General features: G+C 71.8%; 18 protein-coding genes. 4 read left to right on the top strand and 14 right to left on the bottom strand.

All coding sequences use genetic code 11. From position 1 onward, the window contains the following. The 4 genes from dhaL to ileS all read right to left on the bottom strand — a co-directional run. On the bottom strand, positions 1-458 hold a 458-nt coding region (dhaL, locus tag F2B26_RS06790), incomplete at its 3' end, for a dihydroxyacetone kinase subunit DhaL (RefSeq protein ID WP_159807715.1). Between the two features lie 19 nt (positions 459-477). Further along, complete coding sequence (gene dhaK, locus F2B26_RS06785) at positions 478-1473, bottom strand: dihydroxyacetone kinase subunit DhaK (RefSeq protein WP_159807713.1); 996 nt, start codon at positions 1471-1473, stop codon at positions 478-480. 171 nt (positions 1474-1644) lie between these two features. Then, complete coding sequence (locus F2B26_RS06780; RefSeq protein ID WP_159807711.1) at positions 1645-3024, bottom strand: bifunctional folylpolyglutamate synthase/dihydrofolate synthase; 1380 nt, start codon at positions 3022-3024, stop codon at positions 1645-1647. Then, positions 3021-6269 carry an isoleucine--tRNA ligase gene (gene ileS / locus F2B26_RS06775; RefSeq protein WP_159807709.1) on the bottom strand — a complete coding sequence of 1083 codons (3249 nt, stop codon included), beginning with the start codon at positions 6267-6269 and terminating at the stop codon, positions 3021-3023. Before ileS ends, F2B26_RS06780 begins: the two co-directional genes overlap by 4 nt. Before the next feature lie 333 nt (positions 6270-6602). Between ileS and F2B26_RS06770 the strand changes: the two genes are divergently transcribed. After that, positions 6603-7280 (top strand): HAD hydrolase-like protein, encoded by a 678-nt coding sequence (locus F2B26_RS06770; RefSeq protein WP_159807707.1) that lies wholly within the window; start codon positions 6603-6605, stop codon positions 7278-7280. Between the two features lie 12 nt (positions 7281-7292). Here F2B26_RS06770 and F2B26_RS06765 read toward each other — a convergent pair whose 3' ends face one another. After that, a complete protein-coding gene (locus tag F2B26_RS06765) occupies positions 7293-7808 on the bottom strand; it encodes a phosphoribosyltransferase (protein WP_159807705.1) in 516 nt (171 codons plus the stop codon). 140 nt (positions 7809-7948) lie between these two features. Here F2B26_RS06765 and F2B26_RS06760 point away from each other — a divergent pair, with 140 nt between their 5' ends. Both F2B26_RS06760 and F2B26_RS06755 read left to right on the top strand, forming a co-directional pair. Continuing rightward, the gene (locus F2B26_RS06760) at positions 7949-8734 is read left to right on the top strand and encodes a MerR family transcriptional regulator (protein WP_159807703.1); all 786 of its coding nucleotides are present in this window, start codon (positions 7949-7951) and stop codon (positions 8732-8734) included. Between the two features lie 148 nt (positions 8735-8882). Beyond that, positions 8883-10268 carry an NAD-dependent succinate-semialdehyde dehydrogenase gene (locus F2B26_RS06755; protein WP_159807701.1) on the top strand — a complete coding sequence of 462 codons (1386 nt, stop codon included), beginning with the start codon at positions 8883-8885 and terminating at the stop codon, positions 10266-10268. 139 nt (positions 10269-10407) lie between these two features. On the opposite strand, the gene F2B26_RS06750 is transcribed toward F2B26_RS06755, so the two are convergent. From F2B26_RS06750 to F2B26_RS06710, 9 genes are all read right to left on the bottom strand, one after another. Continuing rightward, a complete protein-coding gene (locus F2B26_RS06750; RefSeq protein WP_159807699.1) occupies positions 10408-11151 on the bottom strand; it encodes an SDR family NAD(P)-dependent oxidoreductase in 744 nt (247 codons plus the stop codon). Continuing rightward, positions 11148-12476, bottom strand: a complete 1329-nt coding sequence (locus F2B26_RS06745; protein ID WP_159807697.1) for an aspartate aminotransferase family protein — start codon at positions 12474-12476, stop codon at positions 11148-11150. The genes F2B26_RS06750 and F2B26_RS06745 overlap by 4 nt, the downstream gene beginning before the upstream one ends. Before the next feature lie 63 nt (positions 12477-12539). After that, complete coding sequence (locus F2B26_RS06740) at positions 12540-13694, bottom strand: ABC transporter substrate-binding protein (protein ID WP_159807695.1); 1155 nt, start codon at positions 13692-13694, stop codon at positions 12540-12542. A 110-nt stretch (positions 13695-13804) separates the two neighbouring features. Continuing rightward, entirely contained in the window at positions 13805-14584 is a 780-nt protein-coding gene (locus tag F2B26_RS06735) for an ABC transporter permease (protein ID WP_201292636.1), read from the bottom strand. Continuing rightward, complete coding sequence (locus F2B26_RS06730; RefSeq protein WP_159807693.1) at positions 14581-15396, bottom strand: ABC transporter ATP-binding protein; 816 nt, start codon at positions 15394-15396, stop codon at positions 14581-14583. The genes F2B26_RS06735 and F2B26_RS06730 overlap by 4 nt, the downstream gene beginning before the upstream one ends. Further along, positions 15393-16286: an ABC transporter permease gene (locus F2B26_RS06725; RefSeq protein WP_235929538.1), complete on the bottom strand. Its 894-nt coding sequence runs from the start codon at positions 16284-16286 to the stop codon at positions 15393-15395. The genes F2B26_RS06730 and F2B26_RS06725 overlap by 4 nt, the downstream gene beginning before the upstream one ends. Continuing rightward, positions 16283-17314 (bottom strand): TIGR03842 family LLM class F420-dependent oxidoreductase, encoded by a 1032-nt coding sequence (locus F2B26_RS06720; protein ID WP_159807691.1) that lies wholly within the window; start codon positions 17312-17314, stop codon positions 16283-16285. The genes F2B26_RS06725 and F2B26_RS06720 overlap by 4 nt, the downstream gene beginning before the upstream one ends. Before the next feature lie 9 nt (positions 17315-17323). Continuing rightward, on the bottom strand, positions 17324-18742 hold the full coding sequence (gene hydA, locus F2B26_RS06715; RefSeq protein WP_159807689.1) for a dihydropyrimidinase: 1419 nt from the start codon (positions 18740-18742) through the stop codon (positions 17324-17326). A 17-nt stretch (positions 18743-18759) separates the two neighbouring features. Beyond that, complete coding sequence (locus tag F2B26_RS06710; RefSeq protein ID WP_159807687.1) at positions 18760-19608, bottom strand: nitrilase-related carbon-nitrogen hydrolase; 849 nt, start codon at positions 19606-19608, stop codon at positions 18760-18762. 132 nt (positions 19609-19740) lie between these two features. Between F2B26_RS06710 and F2B26_RS06705 the strand changes: the two genes are divergently transcribed. Next, positions 19741-20958 (top strand): aminotransferase class I/II-fold pyridoxal phosphate-dependent enzyme (locus tag F2B26_RS06705; RefSeq protein ID WP_159807685.1); only part of this gene is annotated, 1218 nt, incomplete at its 3' end.

The following is a 20958-nucleotide window of genomic DNA, read 5'->3' as shown; positions in this document are numbered from 1 at the left end:
CTCGGCGGGGCGCCGGCGTCGGCCGTCTCGACCGCGGCAGCCACCGCGGGCGACCAGGCGTCGACCATCGTCTTCTCCCCCGGCCGGGCCTTGCCGCGGGCCACGATCCCCTCGGTCGCGGCCTCGAGCAGGGCGACCACGCCGGCGCTGTCCAGCTGCGCCGACGCGGTCGCCTTGGCCGCCCGCAGGTACGCGGTCCCGTAGAGCGGACCGGCCGCACCGCCGACCGTCGACATGAGCGTCGTGGCCACCAGCTTGAGGACGTCGCCGACCTGCTCGGGCGGCGTCTCGAGCGCGTCCAGCTTGGCGACGACGGCCGAGAACCCCCGGGTCATGTTCTCCCCGTGGTCGCCGTCACCGATCTGGCGATCCAGCTCGATGAGCTCCTCGCGGTGCTCGGTGACCGCCTGGGCGCTCGCGCGCACCCAACGGACCGCCCAGTCCACGTCCAGCGTCATGCCGACTCCTCCGCGCTCGTCACCACCGCAACGCCGCGGTGTGCACAGGAGCGTCCCACAGTCCCGTGAGCTCGTCGTCGAGCCGCAGCACGGTCACCGAGGCGCCCTGCATCTCCAGCGACGTCGTGTAGTTGCCGACGAGCGAACGCGCGACCTGGGCGCCCCGGGCCTCCAGCAGGGCCCGGGCCTGACGATAGACGATGTACAGCTCGGAGGCCGGGGTGCCACCCATGCCGTTGACCAGCAGCAGCACCTTCTCGCCGGCCGCCAGCGCGAGGTCGTCGGCCACCGCGTCGAGCAGCGTCGTGGTGATCTCGTCGGCGGAGGACAGCGGGATGCGGTGCCGACCGGGCTCGCCGTGGATGCCGATGCCGATCTCGATCTCGTCCTCGGGCAGGTCGAAGCTCGGCTTGCCGGCGTGCGGCACCGTGCACGCGGTGAGTGCGACGCCCATCGTGCGGACGTTGTCGATGACGCGCTGCGCGACCGCGGTGACCGACGCGAGGTCGTCCCCACGCTCGGCCGCCGCCCCGGCGATCTTCTCCACCAGCACGGTGCCGGCGACCCCGCGGCGCCCGGCGGTCCAGGTGGAGTTCTCGACCGCGACGTCGTCGTTGACGATGACGGTGGCGACCTCGACACCCTCGGCGTCGGCCAGCTCGGCCCCCGTCTCGAAGTTGAGCACGTCGCCGGTGTAGTTCTTCACGATCGCGAGCACGCCGGCACCGCCGTCGGCGGCCTGCAGGGCGGGTGCGATCTGGTCCGGCGTCGGTGAGGTGAACATCGCCCCCGGTACTGCGGCGTCGAGCATCCCGACACCGATGAACCCGGCGTGCAGCGGTTCGTGGCCGCTGCCACCGCCGCTGACCAGCCCGACCTTGCCCTGGACCGCGCCACCGACGCGGGAGACGAAGAGCGGGTCGTCGTGCTTGGTGACGATGTCGGCATGGGCGAGGACGAAACCCTCGACCGATTCGGCGACGACGTTCTGCGGGTCGTTGATGAGCTTCTTCACGGCCGATCCCTTCTCGCGGCGAGTGCGCCGGCACGGCTGCGCGGGACGACGTCGTCCCGCGTGCTCACCCTCAGCCAGCACGTGTCACCGGTCAAGGGGAAGCCGTGCGTCCCGTGTGCACGTTCGTGCATCGCAGGCGTCCACGCCCTGGTCCGCGGCCGACGGTGCTGCTCAGCCGCGGCCGAGCAGCACCCGGGCCTGGGCCACGAGCAGGATCGACCCGGTCACCACGACGCCCGCGCCCCGGTCGACCTCGCTCTCGGCCCGCTGCACCGCCTGGTCGATCGCGTCGTCCAAGCGGTAGGCCACGTGCACGCGGTCCTCGCCGAAGACCTCCCGGGCCACCTCGGCGAGGTCGTCGGGCTCCATCGCACGCGCGCCACCGGCCCCCGTGACGACGATCTCGGCGAGCAGCGGCTCGAGCGCGGCGAGGATGCCCTCGACGTCCTTGTCGGCCATCACACCGACCACCCCGACGACGCGGGTGAACGCGAACGCCTCGTCGATCGCCCCGGCGAGCGCGGTGGCGCCGGCCGGGTTGTGCGCACCGTCGACCACGATCGTCGGGCTGTTGCGCACCACCTCGAGGCGGCCCGGTGAGGACGACTCGGCGAAGCCCACCTCGACGACACCCGGGTCGAGGGCGGCGCCGCCGGTGAGCAGTGCCTCGGTGGCGGCCAGCGCCAGCAGCGCGTTGTGCGCCTGGTGCTCGCCGAACAGCGGCACGAACACCTCGGTGTAGACCCCGCCGATCCCGCGCAGGGTGAGCACCTGACCGCCGACCGCGACCGTGCGCTCGAGCACCTCGATGTCGACGCCCTCGCGCAGCACGCGCGCACCCCGCTCGGCTGCCTGGGCCAGGATGACGCCCTCGACGGACTCCTCCTGCTGGGCGAGCACGAGGGTCGCGCCGTCCTTGACGATGCCGGCCTTCTCCCCCGCGATCTGCACGAGCGTGTCGCCCAGGTAGCGCTCGTGGTCCATCGCCACCGGGGTGATGACCGCCACGTCGCCGTCGGCCACGTTGGTCGAGTCCCAGCGACCGCCCAGACCGACTTCGACCACTGCGACGTCGACCGGGGCATCGGCGAAGGCGGCGAACGCCATCACGGTGAACACCTCGAAGAAGGACAGCCGAGGCCCACCCGCCGCGAGCGACCGCTCGTCCACCATCTCGACGTAGGGCGCGACATCGGCCCACACCTCGACGAACCGCGCGTCCGAGATCGGCTCGCCGTCGATCGCGATGCGCTCGTTCACCCGGGTCAGGTGCGGGCTGGTGAAGCGACCGGTCCGCAGACCGTGCTCGCGCACCAGCCGCTCGATCATCCGGGCCGTCGACGTCTTGCCGTTCGTCCCCGTCAGGTGCACGACCCGATAGGCGCGCTGCGGGTTGCCCAGCAGGTCGAGCACGTCCCGCACCCGGTCGAGCGTCGGGTCGATGTCGTGCTCGGGGGCGCGCTGCAGGATCTGCCGATAGATGGCGTCCGCCTGCTCGCGCGCCGCGGCGTCACCTGCGTCACGGACGTGCTCTGCTCCGGATCGGCTCATGCGCGCCGCACCTCGACCTTCAGCTCGGTACCCGGCACGACCTCGAGGGTCGTGGCGAGCGTCTCTGCAGCGATCTGGTCGCGATGGGCGGCGACCGCGCCGTCGTGCTCGGCCGGCACCGTGAGCGCCAGCACGATCCGGTCGCTCACCTCGAGCCCGGCCGCCTTGCGGGCGTCCTGCACCGCGCGGATCACGTCACGGGCGTAGCCCTCAGCGAGCAGCTCGGCGTCCAGGGCCAGGTCGAGCACGACGAAACCGCCCCCGGGCAGCACCGCGGCCGCCACCTGCCCGCCGGCGCCCTGGTCGGCGACCGTGGTGAGCTCGAACTCGGTGGCCAGCAGCGGGACGTCACCGTCGGCGGTCGCGACCACCACCGTGCCGTCGCCCTCCTGGCGCCAGGCACCGGAGCGCGCCGCGCCGATGACCTGCTGCACGGCACGCCCCAGCCGGGGACCGGCGGCGCGGGCGTTGACCGCGAGCCGACGCGTGATGCCGTACCGCTGGGCAGTGGCCTCGTCCGCACCCACGAGCACGACGTCCTTGACGTTGAGCTCGGCGGCGAGCAGCGCGGCGTACGGCGCCGCGGCCGTCGGGTCGTCGAGGGCGACCGTGAGCGAGCGCAGCGGCTGGCGCACCCGGATCTGCTGGGCCTTGCGCAGCCCCAGCACCACCGAGACGGCCTGGCGGACCTGGTCGATCACGGCGGTGAGCGCCGGTTCGGGTGCGAGGGCCGGGTCGGTCGCCAACGTCGGCCAGTCGGTGAGGTGCACGCTGCGCCCGCCGGTCAGCCCCCGCCAGATCTCCTCGGTGAGCAGCGGGGCCAGCGGGGCGCACACGCGGGTGAGCACCTCCAGCGCGGTCCACAGCGTGTCGAACGCGTCGGCGTCCTCCTGCCAGAACCGGTCGCGCTGGGTGCGCACGTACCAGTTGGTCAGCACGTCGAGGTGCTCGCGCACCAGACCGCAGGCCCGCGCGATGTCGTAGGCGTCCAGCGCCGTGGTGACGGCACCGACGAGCTCGCCGGTACGCGCCAGCAGGTACCGGTCCATCGGTGCCAGCCCGGCCACCCGCGCGGCGTCGACCGGCACCGCGGTGCAGCCGCGTCCGTCGTGCGCGGCGTTCGCGTACAGGCTGAAGAAGTAGGACGTGCTCCACAGCGGCAGCAGCACCTGGCGCACACCCTCGCGGATGTTCTCCTCGGCAACCACGAGGTTGCCCCCGCGCAGCACCGGCGAGCTCATGAGCGCCCAGCGCACCGCGTCCGAGCCGTAGGTGTCGAACATGAGCATCGGGTCGGGGAAGTTGCGCAGCGACTTGCTCGCCTTGCGCCCGTCGTCACCGAGCACGATGCCGTGGCAGACGCACGAGGAGAACGCGGGGCGGTCGAACAGGGCCGTGGCCAGCACGTGCAGCGTGTAGAACCAGCCGCGGGTCTGCCCGATGTACTCCACGATGAAGTCACCCGGGTAGTGGCTCTCGAACCACTGGGTGTTCTCGAACGGGTAGTGCACCTGGGCGTAGGGCATCGAGCCGGAGTCGAACCACACGTCGAGCACGTCGGGGATGCGGCGCATGGTCGAGGCGCCCGTCGGGTCGTCCGGGTTGGGCCGGGTGAGCTCGTCGATGAAGGGCCGGTGGAGGTCCGGCTCCCCCGCCGCGTTGCGCGGCAGGCGGCCGAAGTCGGCCTCCAGCTCCGCGAACGAGCCGTACACGTCGATGCGGGGGTAGGCCGGGTCGTCGGACACCCACACCGGGATCGGGGTTCCCCAGTACCGGTTGCGGCTCACCGACCAGTCGCGCGCACCGGCCAGCCACTTGCCGAACTGCCCGTCGCGGATGTGCTCGGGGGTCCAGTCGATCTGCTGGTTGAGCTCGACCATCCGGTCCCGGAACGCCGTGACGCGCACGAACCAGGAGGACACGGCCTTGTAGATGAGCGGGTTCCGGCACCGCCAGCAGTGCGGGTAGGAGTGCACGTAGCTGGCCTCGCGCAGCAGCCGCCCGTCGGCCCGCAGCCGCTCGATGATCGGCTTGTTGGCCTCGAACACCTGCAGCCCCGCGAAGTCCGGGACGAGCGCGGTGAACTTCCCGGCGTCGTCCACGGACAGCAGGGTCGGGATGCCGGCGGACTCGCACGCCTCCTGGTCGACCTCGCCGTAGGCCGGGGCCATGTGCACGACGCCGGTGCCGTCCTCGGTGGTGACGAAGTCGCCGAGCAGCACCTGCCAGGCCTGCTCGGTGCCGAAGGTCTGCACGTCGGCGAAGTAGTCGAACAGCCGCGTGTAGCGCAGCCCCGCGAGCTCGGACCCGGGCAGCGTGCGCGTGACGGCCGCCTGGGCGTCCTCGGGCGAGTCGTAGCCGAGGTCCTTCGCGTAGGAGCCGAGCAGCGCCTGCGCCATGAGGAACGGCCCGTCGCCCGCCTTCGTGCCGAGCGGCCCGGCCGGCAGCACGGCGTACGTCACCTCGGCCCCGACCGCGAGCGCCTCGTTGGTCGGCAGGGTCCAGGGCGTGGTGGTCCATGCCAGGGCGCTCACCCCGAGCAGACCGGCGGCCTGGGCCGCCTCGCCGACGAACGGGAACGTCACCGTGACCGTGCGGTCCTGACGGTCCTGGTAGACGTCCGCGTCCATGCCCAGCTCGTGGTTGGACAGCGGGGTCTGGTCCCGCCAGCAGTACGGCAGGACGCGGTAGCCGGAGTAGGCCAGGCCCTTGTCGTAGAGCTGCTTGAACGCCCAGATGACCGACTCCATGAAGGACGGGTCGAGAGTCTTGTAGTCGTGCTCGAAGTCCACCCAGCGCGCCTGCCGGGTGACGTAGTCCTGCCACTCGTGGGTGTAGGTGAGCACCGAGGTGCGGCACGCGTCGTTGAACGCCGCGATGCCCATCTCCTCGATCTGCGACTTGTCGGTGATGCCGAGGATGCGCTCGGCCTCCAGCTCGGCGGGCAGCCCATGGGTGTCCCAGCCGAACCGGCGCTCGACCCGGTGCCCGCGCATCGTCTGGTAGCGCGGCACGACGTCCTTGACGTACCCGGTGAGCAGGTGGCCGTAGTGCGGCAGGCCGTTGGCGAACGGCGGGCCGTCGTAGAAGACGAACTCGTTGCTGCCGTCTTCACCGGCCTCGCGGGCGTCGATCGAGGCCTGGAAGGTCCCGTCCTGCGCCCAGTAGCGCAGGACCTCGGTCTCGACGGCGGGCAGGTCCGGGGAGGCCGGCACGGCCTGGTCGCGGTGCAGCGGGTAGGTCACGGGCGGCGAGCTCCTGGTCCGGCACCCGAGGGGGTGCGCGCATGCGTCCGCAGGGACGACGGACCCGGACCGGCCGGGCACCACCGCGGTACCACCCCACGTTGCCGGACCTGACGGTCCGACCTCTCGCCGACGGCTGTGACGGGCCTGCCCCGTCCGGTTCTACTGGGGCCAGCCGGTGCGGCGGACCTGTTCTTCCGGAGGCTCACCGGTGATGGCCGGGTCGACGCCTGTGCCCCCAGTCTAGACGCGGTGGCGCGGCATGGACGGCGCACCGTCCGCGGGGTGTGCGCGCCGGGCCCCGACCCCTAGGCCCGTGGTAGACGAGAGCCCGTGACCACCGCACCGCTCGTCCTGCTCGACCTCGACGGCACGCTCACCGACTCCGCGCCGATCATCCGGGCGCTGGCCCGGGCGACGTTCGTCGAGCTGGGGCTGCCGGACCCCGGGGGGGACGGGCTGGTCGGGTTCGTCGGCCCGGGTCTGCTCGACGGGTTCACGACGGCCGGGATGCCGACCGAGCTGCTGCCGCAGGCCATCGCGACCTACCGGGCGCGGTACGTCGCCGAGGGCATCGGCGCGACCCGGGCCTTCGACCAGGTCGCCGAGCAGCTGGGCCTGCTGCGCGCGGCCGGACTCACGCTCGCCGTGGCCACGTCCAAGCCTGAGCCGCTCGCGGTGCAGGTGGTGCGCGGCACGGGTCTGGCGCCACTGCTCGACGGCGTCTTCGGGGCTCCGCCGGACGGGGTGCCGTCGACGAAGGCCGGGGTCATCTCCCACGCGCTCGACGTGCTGGGGCCGCTCGTGCCGACCGACGGACGGGTGCTCATGGTCGGGGACCGCGAGCACGACGTGCACGGCGCGGCCGCCCACCAGATCGCCTGTCTCGGTGTCGCGTGGGGCGACGCCGCACCCGGGGAGCTCGAGGCGGCCGGTGCGGTGGCCGTCGTGCCGCGGGTCGACCGGCTGGCCGCCGCGGTGCTCGCGCAGCTGGGCGCGATGCAGGGCTGAGACCGAGGGCGGTCAGACCTCGGTGGCGGTCACCGGTGGCATCGCCGACCACGGGAACGTGATCCACCGGTCGGTGCGCTTCCACACGTAGTCCGGGTCGACCACGGAGTGCGGCTTGGCGTAGAGCACCGCCGTGCGAGCCGTCGCGGTGTGCTCGGCGATGAGCCGTTGCACGAGGGCGAGGGTCTCGCCGGTGTCCGCCACGTCGTCCACCACGAGCGCGTTGAGCCCGCGCAGCGACTCGGTGTCGAGCATCGGCGGCAGCACGACGGGGTCGGGCAGCCGCTCGTCGATGCCGCGGTAGAACTCCACGTTGAGCGTGCCGACGGCCTTGGTGCCCAGGGCGTAGGCGAGCGCGCCGCCGGGCGGCAGCCCGCCGCGGGCCACCGCGACGACGATGTCGGGCACGAACCCGGAGTCGACGACCTCCTGGGCCAGCTCACGGATGGCGGCGCCGAACCGTTCCCAGCCGAGCACCTCACGATCCGGCGGGAGCTCCTGACCGGCCGCAGCCTCGGTGAACGCCATGGGCCAAAGCCTAGGGGCAGCGCCGGCGGTCCCCGTCCGCGCGGCTGCGACGCCCACGGGGGTAGGACCGCTTGACGTTGACGCGGCGTCAACTCCTACCGTGGACCAGGTTCACCGATCACCCCGTCCGGAGGTCCGCGTTGCCGTCCATCCAGCAGGTCGCCCGCGCCGCGGGCGTCAGCAGCCGCACCCTGCGCCACTACGACGCGCTCGGGCTGCTGGTGCCGTCCCGCACCGAGGCGAGCGGCCGGCGCTGGTACGACGACGACGCGCTCGTGCGGCTGCAGCAGATCCTGCTGCTGCGCGAGCTCGGCCTGCCGCTCGCACAGGTGCGGGCCGTGCTCGACGCCCAGGTCGACGAGGCGGCGGCCCTGGCCGGTCACCTGCACCGGCTGCGCGCCGAGCAGGACCGCCTGGCGCGACAGGCCGCCGCCGTCGAACGGACGATCGCCGCACGCACACGAGGAGCGCCGATGGATGCGCAGGACATGTTCGACGGGTTCGACCACACCCGCTATCGCCAGGAGGTCGCCGACCGCTGGGGCCAGGAGACCGCCGACGCCTCCGACACCTGGTGGCAGGCGATGACCCCCGCGCAGCAGGACGGGTGGAAGGTGCACGCCGCGGCCCTCGTGACCGCCTGGCGCGAGGCCGCCGACACAGGCGTGGCGCCGGGGTCCACGACGGCCCAGGACCTGGCCGCGCGGCACCTCGCCTGGCTCGCCTCGGTCCCCGGCACGCCCCGCACCGGGCAGCGTCCGACCCGCGAGTACGTGCTCGCGCTGGCCGACATGTACGTCGACGACGAGCGGTTCATGCGCACCTACGGCGGCCCCGCAGGAGCCCGGCTCGTGCGTGACGCGGTGCGGTTCCACGTCGCGGCGACCGAGGGCGTGCCGACCCCGGAACCGGCCGCCGAGGGCTGAGGACGCGGCCCTGGTGCCGGGGTGTGTGAGAAACCAGACACCCGGGCACCAGGGCCGCAGGTCCGCAGTTGTATAGGACGTACGACTCGGTTCGGAGCCGCACCGTTCGTGCCCACCACCCGTGGGCGAAAGAAGGAAGGCGAGTCAGATGGCCTACGCCACCACCAACCCCTACACCGGAGAAGTCGTCCGCACGTTCGTCGACGCGACCGACACCGAGGTCGATGCGGCACTGGCCGCCGCCGACGCGGCGTTCGCGTCCTGGAAGCACAGCAGCTTCGCGACGCGCGCGGACGTCATGCGCAAGGCCGCCACGCTCATGCGTGAGCGCAAGGACGAGTACGCGACGCTGCTCACCCTCGAGATGGGCAAGCTGTACGCCGAGGCCAAGCTCGAGGTCGACCTGTGCGCCGACATGTTCGACTACTACGCCCAGTACGCCGAGGAGCACCTGGCCCCGCGTCCGATCCCGAGCCGGGACCCGGGCCGGTACGAGCTGCAGTACGTCCCGCAGGGGATCATCTTCGCGGTCGAGCCGTGGAACTTCCCCTTCTACCAGGTGGTCCGCATCGCGGCTCCGCAGCTGTCCGCCGGCAACGTCCTCATCCTCAAGCACGCCTCGAACGTGCCGCAGTCGGCCGCGATGTTCGACACCCTGTTCGCCGACGCCGGCCTGCCCGCCGGCTGCTTCAAGAACCTGTACGCCACCCGGCCGCAGACCGCCAAGATCATCGCCGACCCGCGGGTGCGCGGTGTCGCGCTCACCGGCTCCGAGGCCGCGGGCATCACGGTGGCCAAGCAGGCGGCCGAGGCCTGCAAGAAGTCGACCCTCGAGCTCGGCGGCGCGGACGCGTTCGTCGTGCTCGCCGACGCGGACATCGACAAGACGACCACGTGGGCCACGATGGGGCGGCACTGGAACGCCGGCCAGGTCTGCGTCTCGTCCAAGCGGCAGATCGTCGTCGACTCCGTGTACGACGAGTTCCGCGCGCAGTACGTCGCCAAGGTCGGCGCGCTGGTCGCCGGCGACCCGATGGACGCCGCCACCCAGCTCGCCCCGCTGTCCAGCAAGGGCGCCCGGGACGACCTGCAGGACCAGCTCGACAAGGCCGTCGCCAACGGCGCCACCGCGACCGTGATCGGCGCCCCGGTGCCGCACCAGGGCTCGTTCTTCCAGCCGGTGCTGCTGGAGAACGTGACGCCCGACAACCCGGCCTACTACGAGGAGTTCTTCGGGCCGGTCACGCTGCTGTTCCGGGCCAAGGACGAGGCGGACGCCGTGCGCATCGCCAACGACTCGCACTACGGCCTCGGCGGCTCGGTGTTCGGCACGGACACCGCGCACGCCAAGAAGGTCGCCGAGCAGATCGACACCGGCATGGTGTTCGTCAACCACCCGACGATCGTCAAGGCCGACGTCCCGTTCGGCGGGGTCAAGCACTCCGGCTACGGCCGCGAGCTCACCGACCTGGGCATCGTCGAGTTCGTCAACCAGAAGGTCGTCGGCGTCCTCGACATCGACGCGCCGTTCTGAGGCACGCACCGGTCTGAGGCCGGTCGCGCGGTGCTCGGCACCGCGTGACCGGCACCGTCCGAACCGACCTGGGACGAGACGACGGGCCCGCACCCTCGAGGGTGCGGGCCCGTCGTCGTCCGGCGGCCGTCGGCCGTCGTCAGCTGCGGACGGTGAGGGTGTTCGTCGCCTGGGCGATCGGCCGGATCGTCATCGAGTCGATGTTCACGTGCGCCGGACGCGAGAGCATCCAGACCATCGCCTCGGCCACGTCCTGCGCCGACAACGGCTGGTAGCCGTCGTAGACCTTCGCCGCACGTTCGGCGTCGCCACCGAAGCGCACGAGCGAGAACTCCTCGGTGGCCACCGCCCCGGGCTGGATCTGCAGCACCCGGACCGGCTCGCCGGCCAGCTCCCAGCGCAACGTCTCTGCCAGCAGCCGCTCGGCGTGCTTGGCACCGGTGTACCCCGCGCCGCCCGGGTAGGCCCCGATGGCCGCCGTCGACGTCACGACGAGCACGTCGCCGCCACCACGTGCGCGCAGCAGCGGCAGCACGCCCTGCGTGACGCGCAGCGTGCCGAGCACGTTGAGCTCGTACATGAGCCGCCAGTCGTCGATCGACCCCGACTCGACCGGGTCGAGCCCGTACGCGCCGCCGGCGTTGTTCACCACGCCGTCCAGCCCGCCGGTCTGCTCGGCGAACGCCACGAGCGCGGCCACGTCGGCGTCCGACGTGACATCGGCCGGGTGCACCAGGGCGCCGGTCTCCTCGGCCAGCTCGGCGAGCCGGTCCGCCCGACGGGCCGTGGCCAGCACGTCCCAGCCCGCGGCCCGCATCGCCCGGACGGTGGCCGCGCCGATGCCCGACGAGGCCCCCGTCACCAGGTACCGACGTGCACTCACCTGGCGACCTCGGCCAGCACCTCAGCCAGGATGCCCAGGCCCAGCGCGGCGTCGTCGTCCGAGACGTTGCACGGCGGCACGACGTGGATCCGGTTCTCGGCCAGGAACGGCACCAGACCGCGCGCCAGGCACGCCGCCTTGACCTTGCCCATCGTCGCGGCGTCGACCGGGGTGCGGGACTCCTGGTCGCTCACCAGCTCGATCGCCCAGAACACCCCGAGCCCGCGCACCTCGCCGACCAGCGGGTTCGTGGCGGCCAGCTCGGCCAGAGCCGGGGCGATGAGATCGGCACCGATGTGCGCGGCGTTCTCCACCACCTTCTCCTGCGCCATCGCGCGCTGGGTGGCCACGATCGCCGCCATCGCCAACGGGTGACCGGAGTAGGTGAGCCCACCGGGGAAGACGCGGTTCTCGAACGTCGCGGCGATCGGGTCGCTGATCATCACGCCGCCGGCCGGCACGTAGCCGGAGTTGACGCCCTTGGCGAAGGTGATGAGGTCGGGGCGCACGTCGAAGTGGTCGAGGGTGAGCCAGGCCCCGGTGCGGCCGAACCCGGCCATCACCTCGTCGAGGATGAGCAGGATGCCGTACTTGTCAGCCAGGGCGCGCACCCCCGGCAGGTAGCCCGCCGGCGGCACGAGGATGCCCGCGGTGCCCGGGATGGTCTCGAACAGGATCGCCGCGATCTGGTCCGGGCCCTCGACCTGGATCATCCGCTCCAGGTGCTGCAGCGCGCGCTCGGCCTCCTGCTCGGGGCTCGTGGCCCAGAACTCCGTGCGGTACAGGTACGGGGTGAACACGTGCACGTGGCCACGGGCGTACTCGTTGGGCATCCGGCGCCAGTCACCGGTCGCGTTGATCGCCGCCCCGGTGTTGCCGTGGTACGACCGGTAGCCCGAGATCACCTTGTCCCGGCCGGTGTGCAGCCGGGCCAGCCGGATCGCGTTCTCGATCGCGTCGGCGCCCGCGTTCGTGAAGAAGACCTTCTCGAAGCCCTCGGGGGCGCGCTTGAGGATCTCCTGGGCCGCCTCGTTGCGCACGGCGCTCACCGTCGCCGGGGCGATGGTGGTGAGCACGGCCGCCTGCTCCTGGATCGCCGCCACGACCTTCGGGTGCTGGTGGCCGATGTTGGTGTTGACCAGCTGGCTGGAGAAGTCGAGGTAGCGGCGGCCGGCGTGGTCCCACAGCCAGCTGCCCTGCCCCCCGGCCACGACGAACGGGCGTGGCGCCGCCTGTGCGGACCACGAGTGGAAGACGTGCTCACGGTCCAGCTCGACGGCGAGCGCGTCGAGGTCGGCGGTGGGGGTGCTGGAAGCGTTCGTCATCAGATCCTTCTCACGGGCCCGGGCGGGCGGGACCCCCGCCCGCCCGGACCACCTCGGTGTGTGTCAGTTGCCGCCGGGCTGCAGGGTGACGTCGATCGGCTTGTACGACGAGCCGGTCACGTCCACCCCCTCCGACGTGAGCTCGTCGAGCGCCTTGGTGACGTAGTCGTTGGTGTACGCGTCGGCGTCCGGCTTCTTCGTGATGACCGTCGCGCCCTGGTCGTTCTTGGCGGTGAGGGCGACGGTGACGGTCTGGTCCCAGGCCTTGGCGTCGATCTTGCCGATGCCGTCGGTCGAGGGCCAGATGAGCTTGTTGATCTCGTTGGTCTGCCACAGCTGGTGGCTGTTGCCGAGCTTCGAGCCCGCCGCCACGACGATGTCACGCGCCTTCTCGGGGTTGTCCCGGGCGTAGATCCAGCCCTTGAGGCTGGCCTTGATGAACTTCACCGTCTGATCCTGGTACGCGGCGTCCTTGAGCTTGCTCGTGTTCGCCCAGATGGCGTCCTGGAGCATCGCGGTGCCCTCGTCGTTCCAGTTGATCGTGGTGAAGTCGGCGGCGGTGTAGAGCTTGCCCGTGGCCGGGTTGGTGGCCTCGAGCACCTGAGCGTACTCGTTGTAGGTCATCGCCTGGGCCGCATCGATGTCGCCGCTGAGCAGGGCGTTCATGTCGAACTGCTGCTGCACGAGGGTGACGTCGGTCGCCGGGTCGAGACCCGCCTTCGTCATCCCGGCGAACAGCTCGAACTCGTTGCCGTAGCCCCAGTTGCCGACCTTCTTGCCCGCCAGGTCCGCGGCCTTGGTGATGTTCTTGTCCTTGAAGGCGACCTGCAGCGTGCCCGAGCGGGCGAAGACCTGCGCGACGTCGGTGATGCCGGCGCCCTGCTCGCGGGAGGCGAGCGCCTTGGGCACCCACGCGATGGCGTAGTCCACGGCGCCGTCCGCGAGCTGGGTCTGCGGGACGATGTCGACCCCGCCCTCGACGATCTGCACGTCGAGCCCCTCGTCCTTGTAGTAGCCCTCCTGGAGCGCGGCGTAGTACCCGGCGAACTGCGCCTGGGTCACCCACTGCAGCTGGAGCTTGACCGGGGTCAGCCCGGCCGAACCGGATGCGGACGACGAGGACGAGCTGCCCGACGAACCGGTGCAGCCGGCCAGGGCCAGGGTCGCGGCGACGGCGAGTGCGCCGGCGACGACGGACGTGCGCCTGGTGGGTCTCATGTGGTCTCTCCTTCGTGGGGTGGGCGGGTGCAGTGGTCAGCGGGACGGTCGACCGCCGACGACGTCGGTGCTGGCGACGCGGCGTGCGACGGACGTGCGGTGGGGCGTGCTCACCCGCCCTGACGGGCCAGGGCGACCCGTTCGGCGGTGAGGGTCGCCAGGTAGAAGACGAGGCCGAGCACGATCGCACCCAGCACGAACGCCCAGGCGCGGGCGTAGCCGCTGTTGGCGGCGGCCGAGGTGATCCGCGAGCCGAGCCCGTTCTGCAGCCCGCCGAAGTACTCGGCGACCACGGCCGCGATCACGCCCGTGGAGGAGGCGATCCGCAGCCCGGTGAACACGTACGGCAGCGCCCCGGGGATCGTCACCGTGCGGGTGACCTGTGCCGGTGTGGCGGCGTAGGCCCGCATGAGGTCGCGGTGCACCGGCTGCACCTGGCGCAGCCCCCGCAGCGTGTTGACGAACACCGGGGCGAACACCACGACGGCCACCACGAGCCGCCGGGGTGTGGTCGACGTCGTGCCGAACATGGTGTTGAGCGCCGGGGCCAGAGCCACGATCGGCATCACCGAGAGCGCCGCGGCCGTGGGCGACATGAGCGCGTCGAACCAGCGGGTGCGCGCGGCCCCGATCGCCGCCGCGATCGCAAGGACCGCACCGAGCAGCAGCCCCACGAGCACGTTCGCGCCGGTGGCCAGCGCCGCAGACACCACCAGCGGGACGATCTGGACCAGCTGGTCCCAGATCGCGGTGGGCGACGGCAGCAGGTACGGCTTGATCCCGGTGACGGTGACGAGCTGCTGCCAGCCGATGAGCACGAGCACACCGAGCACGAGCGGTGCGAGCACCTTGCGCGCACCGGCCCCGGCACCCGCCAGCCGACCGCTCACCGGACGTCCACCCCGCGCAGGTCGGCCACCGAGCCGCCGTGCAACGCCTCACGGACGGCCGTGACGTTGGCGAAGAACGCGGCGTCCTCACGGGTCGACTCCCCCCGCGCCTGACCGTCGGGCAGCCCGATGTCCAGCACGGCCGAGATCCGGCCCGGTCGGGGCGACATGACGACCACGCGGTCCGAGAGGAACACGGCCTCGGGGATGGAGTGCGTGACGAACAGCACCGCCGCCCCTGACTCGGCGCAGATCCGGACCAGCTCGGTCTGCATGCGTTCACGGGTCATCTCGTCGAGCGCCCCGAAGGGCTCGTCCATGAGCAGCAGGCTGGGCTGCTCGGCCAACGAGCGGGCGATCGCCACCCGTTGCTGCATACCGCCGGAGAGCTGGTGCGGGAAGCTCGCCGCGAAGTCGGTGAGCCCGACGAGCGCCAGCAGCTCCTCCGCCCGGGCCCGGCGCTGGCGCTTGCCGACCCCGTGCAGCTCGAGCGGCAGCTCGATGTTGGCCCGTACCGTGCGCCACGGCAGCAGCCCGGCCTGCTGGAAGGCGATGCCGTACTGCTGACCCTCGCGCGAGGCGCGGGCGGAGGTGCCGAACACCGTGAGCTCGCCGCTGCTCGGGCTGTCCAGGTCGGCCACCAGGCGCAGCAGCGTCGACTTGCCGCACCCGGAGGGACCGATGAGCGAGACGAACTCCCCGGCGGCGACCGTGAGGTCGATGTCCTCCAGCGCGGTGACCGCACCTGACCTGGTGGTGAAGACCTTGCCGACGCCGACGGCCTGGACGGCCACCCCGGCCTGCGCGTTCATGCGACCTCCCCGACCCGGAACCGGCGCAGGCCGAGCCCGACGAGCCCGACCACGCCGGCCGCGACCAGACCGAGCACCGCAGCGGCCGCGATGGCCGCCCAGGGCTTGGCCGGGTCACCGGTGGCGGACTGGGCGTAGCTGATGATGAGACGGCCGATCCCGCCCTGGGTGCCGGTGGACACCTCGGCGACGATGGCCCCGACGACGGCGGTCGCGGCCCCCAGCCGCAGCGCGGGGACGAGGTACGGCACGGCGGCCGGCATCCGCAGCCGCCACAGCGTCCGGGTGCCGGAGGCCGCGAGCGACCGGAACAGGTCGACCTGCGCGGCGGTCGGCGACTGCAGACCCCGCAGGGCACCGACCGCCACCGGGAAGAACGCCAGGTAGCTGGCGATGAGCGCGACGGACATCCACCGGTCCCAGGCGAAGGCGCCGAGGTGGATCTTGCCGCCCCAGCCGACGACGAGCGGGGCCAGGGCGATGAGCGGCACCGTCTGGGACAGCACGACCCAGGGCGCGAGCGCGTCCTCGGCGATCCGCCACCGCTGCATGACGACGGCGAGCCCCAGCCCGGCCAGCACCCCGACCAGCCACCCGGCGAGCGAGATCCGCAGGGTGAACCAGGAGGCCGTGACCAGTGCGCCGGCGAGTGACACGGACCCGGTGGCCGAGGTCTCCGGCCGGCCGAGCCGGGCGAGCACGGACCACACGTGCGGCATGGTCTGGTCGGAGGTGCGCGGAAGCAGGCTGACCCCGCCGACCACCACTCCCCCGTCGGGCACCACGAGCTTGACCAGCTCCCAGAGCACGACGAAGGCCAGCAGCGCGAGCAGTCCCTCGCCCGTCCGGCGCACCCACCCGGGGACCGCCCCCGCCCGCAGGAGGCTCACGAGGTCGCCACCACCTGGTCGGCCATCGCGGGGATGATCCGCTCGCCGTACTGGCGCAGCGTCTCCTCCTTGCCGTCGTGCTGCAGGTAGACGGCGAACTGGGTGGCACCGAGCTCACGCAGTGCGGTGAGCTTCTCGACGTGCTCGTGCGGCGAGCCGAGCACGCAGAACCGCTCGACGATCGCATCGGGCACGAACGCGGTGTGGCTGTTGCCGGCCCTGCCGTGCTCGTTGTAGTCGTAGCCCTCGCGGTCCCGGATGTAGTCGGTGAGGGCCTTGGGGATCGCCGAGTCGGTGCCGTACCGCGCGACGATGTCGGCGACGTGGTTGCCGACCATGCCACCGAACCAGCGGCACTGCTCGCGCATGTGCGCCCGTTCCGCCGGGGAGCTGCCGTCGCCGACGTAGGCGGGTGCGGCGACGCAGAACTTCACCTCGTCGGGGTCACGGCCGGCCGCCTCGGCGGAGTCACGCACCGCCTTGATCATCCAGGCGGCGATGTCCGGGTCGGCGAGCTGGAGGATGAACGCATCCCCCACCTGACCGGTGAGCGCGAGCGCCTGCGGGCCGTAGGCCGCCACCCACACCTCGAGCGACGACCCCTTGGACCAGGGGAACCGGACGGTGGCGTCGTTCACCTGGACGGCGCGGCCGTTGCCGAGCTCACGGATCACGTGCACCGCGTCGCGCAGCGTCGCCAGGTTGGACGGTCGCCCGTTGAGCGTGCGCACCGCGGAGTCGCCACGGCCGATGCCGCAGACCGTCCTGTTGCCGTACATCTCGTTGAGCGTGGCGAAGAGGCTCGCCAGCACGGTCCAGTCCCGGGTGGCCGGGTTGGTCACCATGGGGCCGACGACGACCTTGCGGGTGGCCCCCAGGATCGCCGAGTAGATGACGAACGGCTCCTCCCACAGCAGGTGGGAGTCGAACGTCCACACGTAGTCGAACCCGTGGTTCTCGGCCTGGCGGGCCAGGTCGACCACCCGGGAGGCGGGCGGGTTGGTCTGCAGGACGACGCCGAACTCCATGCCTGCCCCTCAGACCAGGTACTGCGAGAGGTCGCGCTTGACGAACCGGCCGTGCCCGGCCCGCCCCAGGAACTGCCCACCGTCCACGACCACCGAGCCGCGGGAGAGGACGGTGTCGACGTGGCCGTCGATCTCGAAGCCCTCCCAGGCCGAGTAGTCCATGTTCATGTGGTGCGTCTTGCCCAGGCCGATGCTCGTGTGGCCGTTCGGGTCGTAGACCACGACGTCGGCGTCGGCACCGGGGGCGAGCACGCCCTTCGTGCCGTACATGCCGAACATCCGGGCCGGGGTGACCGCGATGAGCTCGACCCAGCGCTCGAGGCTGATCTGGCCGGTGACGACACCTTGGTAGAGCAGGTCGACGCGGTGCTCGACGGACCCGATGCCGTTGGGGATCTTGGAGAAGTCGCCCAGTCCCATCTGCTTCTGGCTCATGCAGAACGGGCAGTGGTCGGTGGACACGAGCTGCAGGTCGTTGGTGCGCAGCGCCTGCCACATGTGGTCCTGGTGGCCCTCGGCCTTGGAGCGCAGCGGGGTGGAGCACACCCACTTGGCGCCCTCGAAGCCGGGGGCCCCGAGCTGGTCCTCGAGCGTGAGGTAGAGGTACTGCGGACAGGTCTCGCCGAACACGTTCTGCCCGGTGTCGCGGGCGGCGGCGATCTGGGCGACCGCCTGCTTGGCCGACACGTGCACCACGTAGAGCGGCGCCTTGGTGTAGTCGGCGAGCATGATCGCCCGGTGCGTGGCCTCCTCCTCGGCCTGCCACGGCCGGGAGATGCCGTGGTAGAGCGGGTCGGTCTTGCCGTCGGCCACGAGCTGCTGGACGACGGTGTCGATCCAGGACCCGTTCTCGGCGTGCATCATGATGAGCGCGCCGTTGTCGGCGGCCTTCTGCATGGCGGTGAGGATCTGGCCGTCCTCGGACAGCAGCACGTTCTTGTAGGCCATGAACAGCTTGAAGCTGGTGACGCCCTCCGCGACGAGCTCGTCCATCGCCTGCAGGGACGTCGGCTGGACGTCGGACAGGATCTGGTGGAAGGCGTAGTCGATCGCGCACTTCCCGGCCGCCTTGGCGTGCCAGGCGGCGTACTGCGTGAGCGGGTTCTCCCCCGCGTACTGCACCGCGAAGTCGACGATGGTCGTCGTGCCGCCCCAGGCCGCGGCCGTGGTGCCGGTCTCGAAGGTGTCCGAGGCGAACGTGCCGCCGAACGGCATCTCCATGTGCGTGTGCGCGTCGATGCCGCCGGGGATGACGTACTTGCCGGTGGCGTCGATCACCTGGTCGACGCTGGCGCTCAGGTCGGTGCCGAGCAGGACCGAGCCCGGCGGGAGGATCGCCGCGATCTGCTCGCCGTCGATCAGCACGTCGGCCAGCACGCGGCCGGTGGAGTTGACGACGGTCCCGCCCGTGATGAGTGTCGTGGTCATCGCTGGGTCCCCTCGGCTCAGTGCTCGACGATCGGGCCGTACTCGTCCGGGCGGCGGTCGCGGAAGAACTGCCAGCGCTCGCGCACGGTGCGGATCTGCTCGAGGTCGACGTCGCGCACGTAGTAGCCGGCCTGCGTGGACGAGCCGACCTCGCCGACGTAGTTGCCGTCCGGGCCGACGATGTACGACGAGCCGTAGAAGTTGACCGCCTCGTCGCCGTACTCGTTGTCCTCGAGGCCGACGCGGTTGTTCGCCACGACGAAGTACCCGTTGGCGATCGCGGCGGCGGGCTGCTCGATCTCCCAGAGCTTGTTGGAGATGCCGGGGGCGGTGGCGTTCGGGTTGAACACGATCTGCGCACCGTTAAGGCCGAGGATGCGCCAGCCCTCGGGGAAGTGGCGGTCGTAGCAGATGTTCACCCCGACCTTGCCGACGGCGGTGTCGAACACCGGCCAGCCGCCGTTGCCGGGCTTGAAGTAGAACTTCTCCCAGAACTTGGGCAGGTGCGGGATCTGGTGCTTGCGGTACTTGCCGAGCACGGTGCCGTCGGCGTCGATCACGACGGCGGTGTTGTAGAGGACGCCGGGCTGGTGCTCCTCGTAGATGGGCAGCACGATGACGATGCCCAGCTCCTTGGCCAGCGCGGCGAACCGGGTGACCGTCGGGCCGGGGATCGTCTCGGCGTAGGCGTAGTACTTCGGGTCCTGCGTGATGCCGAAGTACGGGCCGTAGAACAGCTCCTGGTAGCCGATGATCTGCGCGCCCTCGGCTGCCGCCGCACGGGTGTACTCCTCGTGCAGGGCGATCATCGACTCCTTGTCACCCGTCCACGGTGTCTGGGTGAATGCGACCTTGACGACGGTCATGCTGCCTCCGCTCGACCGGGGCGATGGAAGACGCCCGCGAGATTCGTTACTGTGGGACGTAAACATTTCTGTTCGGTTTCGCCCGGCATTCTCGGCGTTTCCCGGTGGTAAAACCTCCAGGAAGAAGGTCCCGTGGACGGTCCCGCACCTGCGCTCACGCAGCTCGTCGACGCCGTGGAGCACCCCACCCCGACCGGGATCGCCGCCGGGCTCTCGCTGCTCGTGCGCACCGGCACCTGGCCGCCCGGCACCCGGCTGCCCACCGTGCGGGACGTGGCCGGCGCCCTCGGGGTCAGTCCGGCCACCGTCTCGCACGCCTGGCACGCGCTGGCCGGTGCCGGGGTGCTGGTCACCCGCGGCCGGGCCGGCTCCTACGTCCGGGCCGCCGACACCGCCTGGCTCACCCCCCGGTACCGCGACCTCGCCGGGTACCACGCCGGGTTCCGCCTCGACCTGTCGACCGGCACCCCCGACCCGCAGCTGCTGCCGGACCTCACCGCGGTGCTGGCCCGCGTCGCAGGTCACGACCTCACCGGCAGCTACGTGCAGACACCCGTGCTGCCCCGCCTCGACCGGCAGCTGCGCGAGACGTGGCCCTGCCCCGTCGACGCCCTCACCGTCGTCGACGGCGCCTTCGACGCCATGTCGCGCAGCCTCGAGGCCGTCGTGCGCTACGGAGACCGGGTGCTCGTCGAGGACCCCTGCTTCCCGCCGCTGCTCGACCTGCTCGACGCGCTCGGCGCCAAGCGGGTCCCGGTGCCGCTCGACCCCGAGGGCCCCGACCCCGCCGCGCTCGCCGCGGCCCTCGACTCCTCACCCGTCGCCCTCGTCCTGCAGCCCCGGGCGCACAACCCGACCGGGATCTCGCTCACCGAGTCCCGCGCACGCGAGCTCGCCCGCGTGCTCCAGGCCGCCCCGGACCTCGTCGTCGTCGAGGACGACCACTCCGGGGACGTGGCGGCCGCCGAGGACGTGACGCTCGGGAACCACCTGCCCGGACGCGTGCTGCACATCCGGTCGTTCTCCAAGTCGCACGGCCCCGACCTGCGGATCGCCGCGCTCGGCGGACCGGCCCGGCTGCTCGACCGCATCGTCGCCCGCCGGATGCTCGGCCCCGGCTGGACCAGCCGGATGATCCAGCGGGTGCTGCTCGAGCTGCTCGTCGGCGACGCCGGGATGACCACCGTCGCCGAGGCGCGGCGCATCTACCACGCCCGCCAGCAGCGCCTCGCCCGGGCCGTGGCCGAGAACGGCGTGCGCGTCGACCCCGGTGACGGGGTCAACCTGTGGCTGCCGGTGGCCGACGAGCAGGCCGCCGTGCTGCGGATGGCGGCCGCGGGGATCCGGGTC

It is taken from the genome of Cellulomonas citrea (genome assembly GCF_009829685.1).
GTDB classification, from domain to species: domain Bacteria; phylum Actinomycetota; class Actinomycetes; order Actinomycetales; family Cellulomonadaceae; genus Cellulomonas; species Cellulomonas citrea.
The sequence above is the reverse complement of the archived record's forward strand: the minus strand, read 5'-3'. Positions and strand labels throughout refer to the sequence as shown.

Coding starts and splice junctions, on each gene's coding strand:
- F2B26_RS06710 (WP_159807687.1), bottom strand. CDS start 19,608: ATGACCGTCGTCAAGGTCGCATTCACCCAGACACCGTGGACGGGTGAC.
- F2B26_RS06765 (WP_159807705.1), bottom strand. CDS start 7,808: ATGGCGTTCACCGAGGCTGCGGCCGGTCAGGAGCTCCCGCCGGATCGT.
- F2B26_RS06730 (WP_159807693.1), bottom strand. CDS start 15,396: ATGAACGCGCAGGCCGGGGTGGCCGTCCAGGCCGTCGGCGTCGGCAAG.
- hydA (WP_159807689.1), bottom strand. CDS start 18,742: ATGACCACGACACTCATCACGGGCGGGACCGTCGTCAACTCCACCGGC.
- F2B26_RS06740 (WP_159807695.1), bottom strand. CDS start 13,694: ATGAGACCCACCAGGCGCACGTCCGTCGTCGCCGGCGCACTCGCCGTC.
- F2B26_RS06720 (WP_159807691.1), bottom strand. CDS start 17,314: ATGGAGTTCGGCGTCGTCCTGCAGACCAACCCGCCCGCCTCCCGGGTG.
- F2B26_RS06745 (WP_159807697.1), bottom strand. CDS start 12,476: ATGACGAACGCTTCCAGCACCCCCACCGCCGACCTCGACGCGCTCGCC.
- F2B26_RS06780 (WP_159807711.1), bottom strand. CDS start 3,024: ATGAGCCGATCCGGAGCAGAGCACGTCCGTGACGCAGGTGACGCCGCG.
- F2B26_RS06755 (WP_159807701.1), top strand. CDS start 8,883: ATGGCCTACGCCACCACCAACCCCTACACCGGAGAAGTCGTCCGCACG.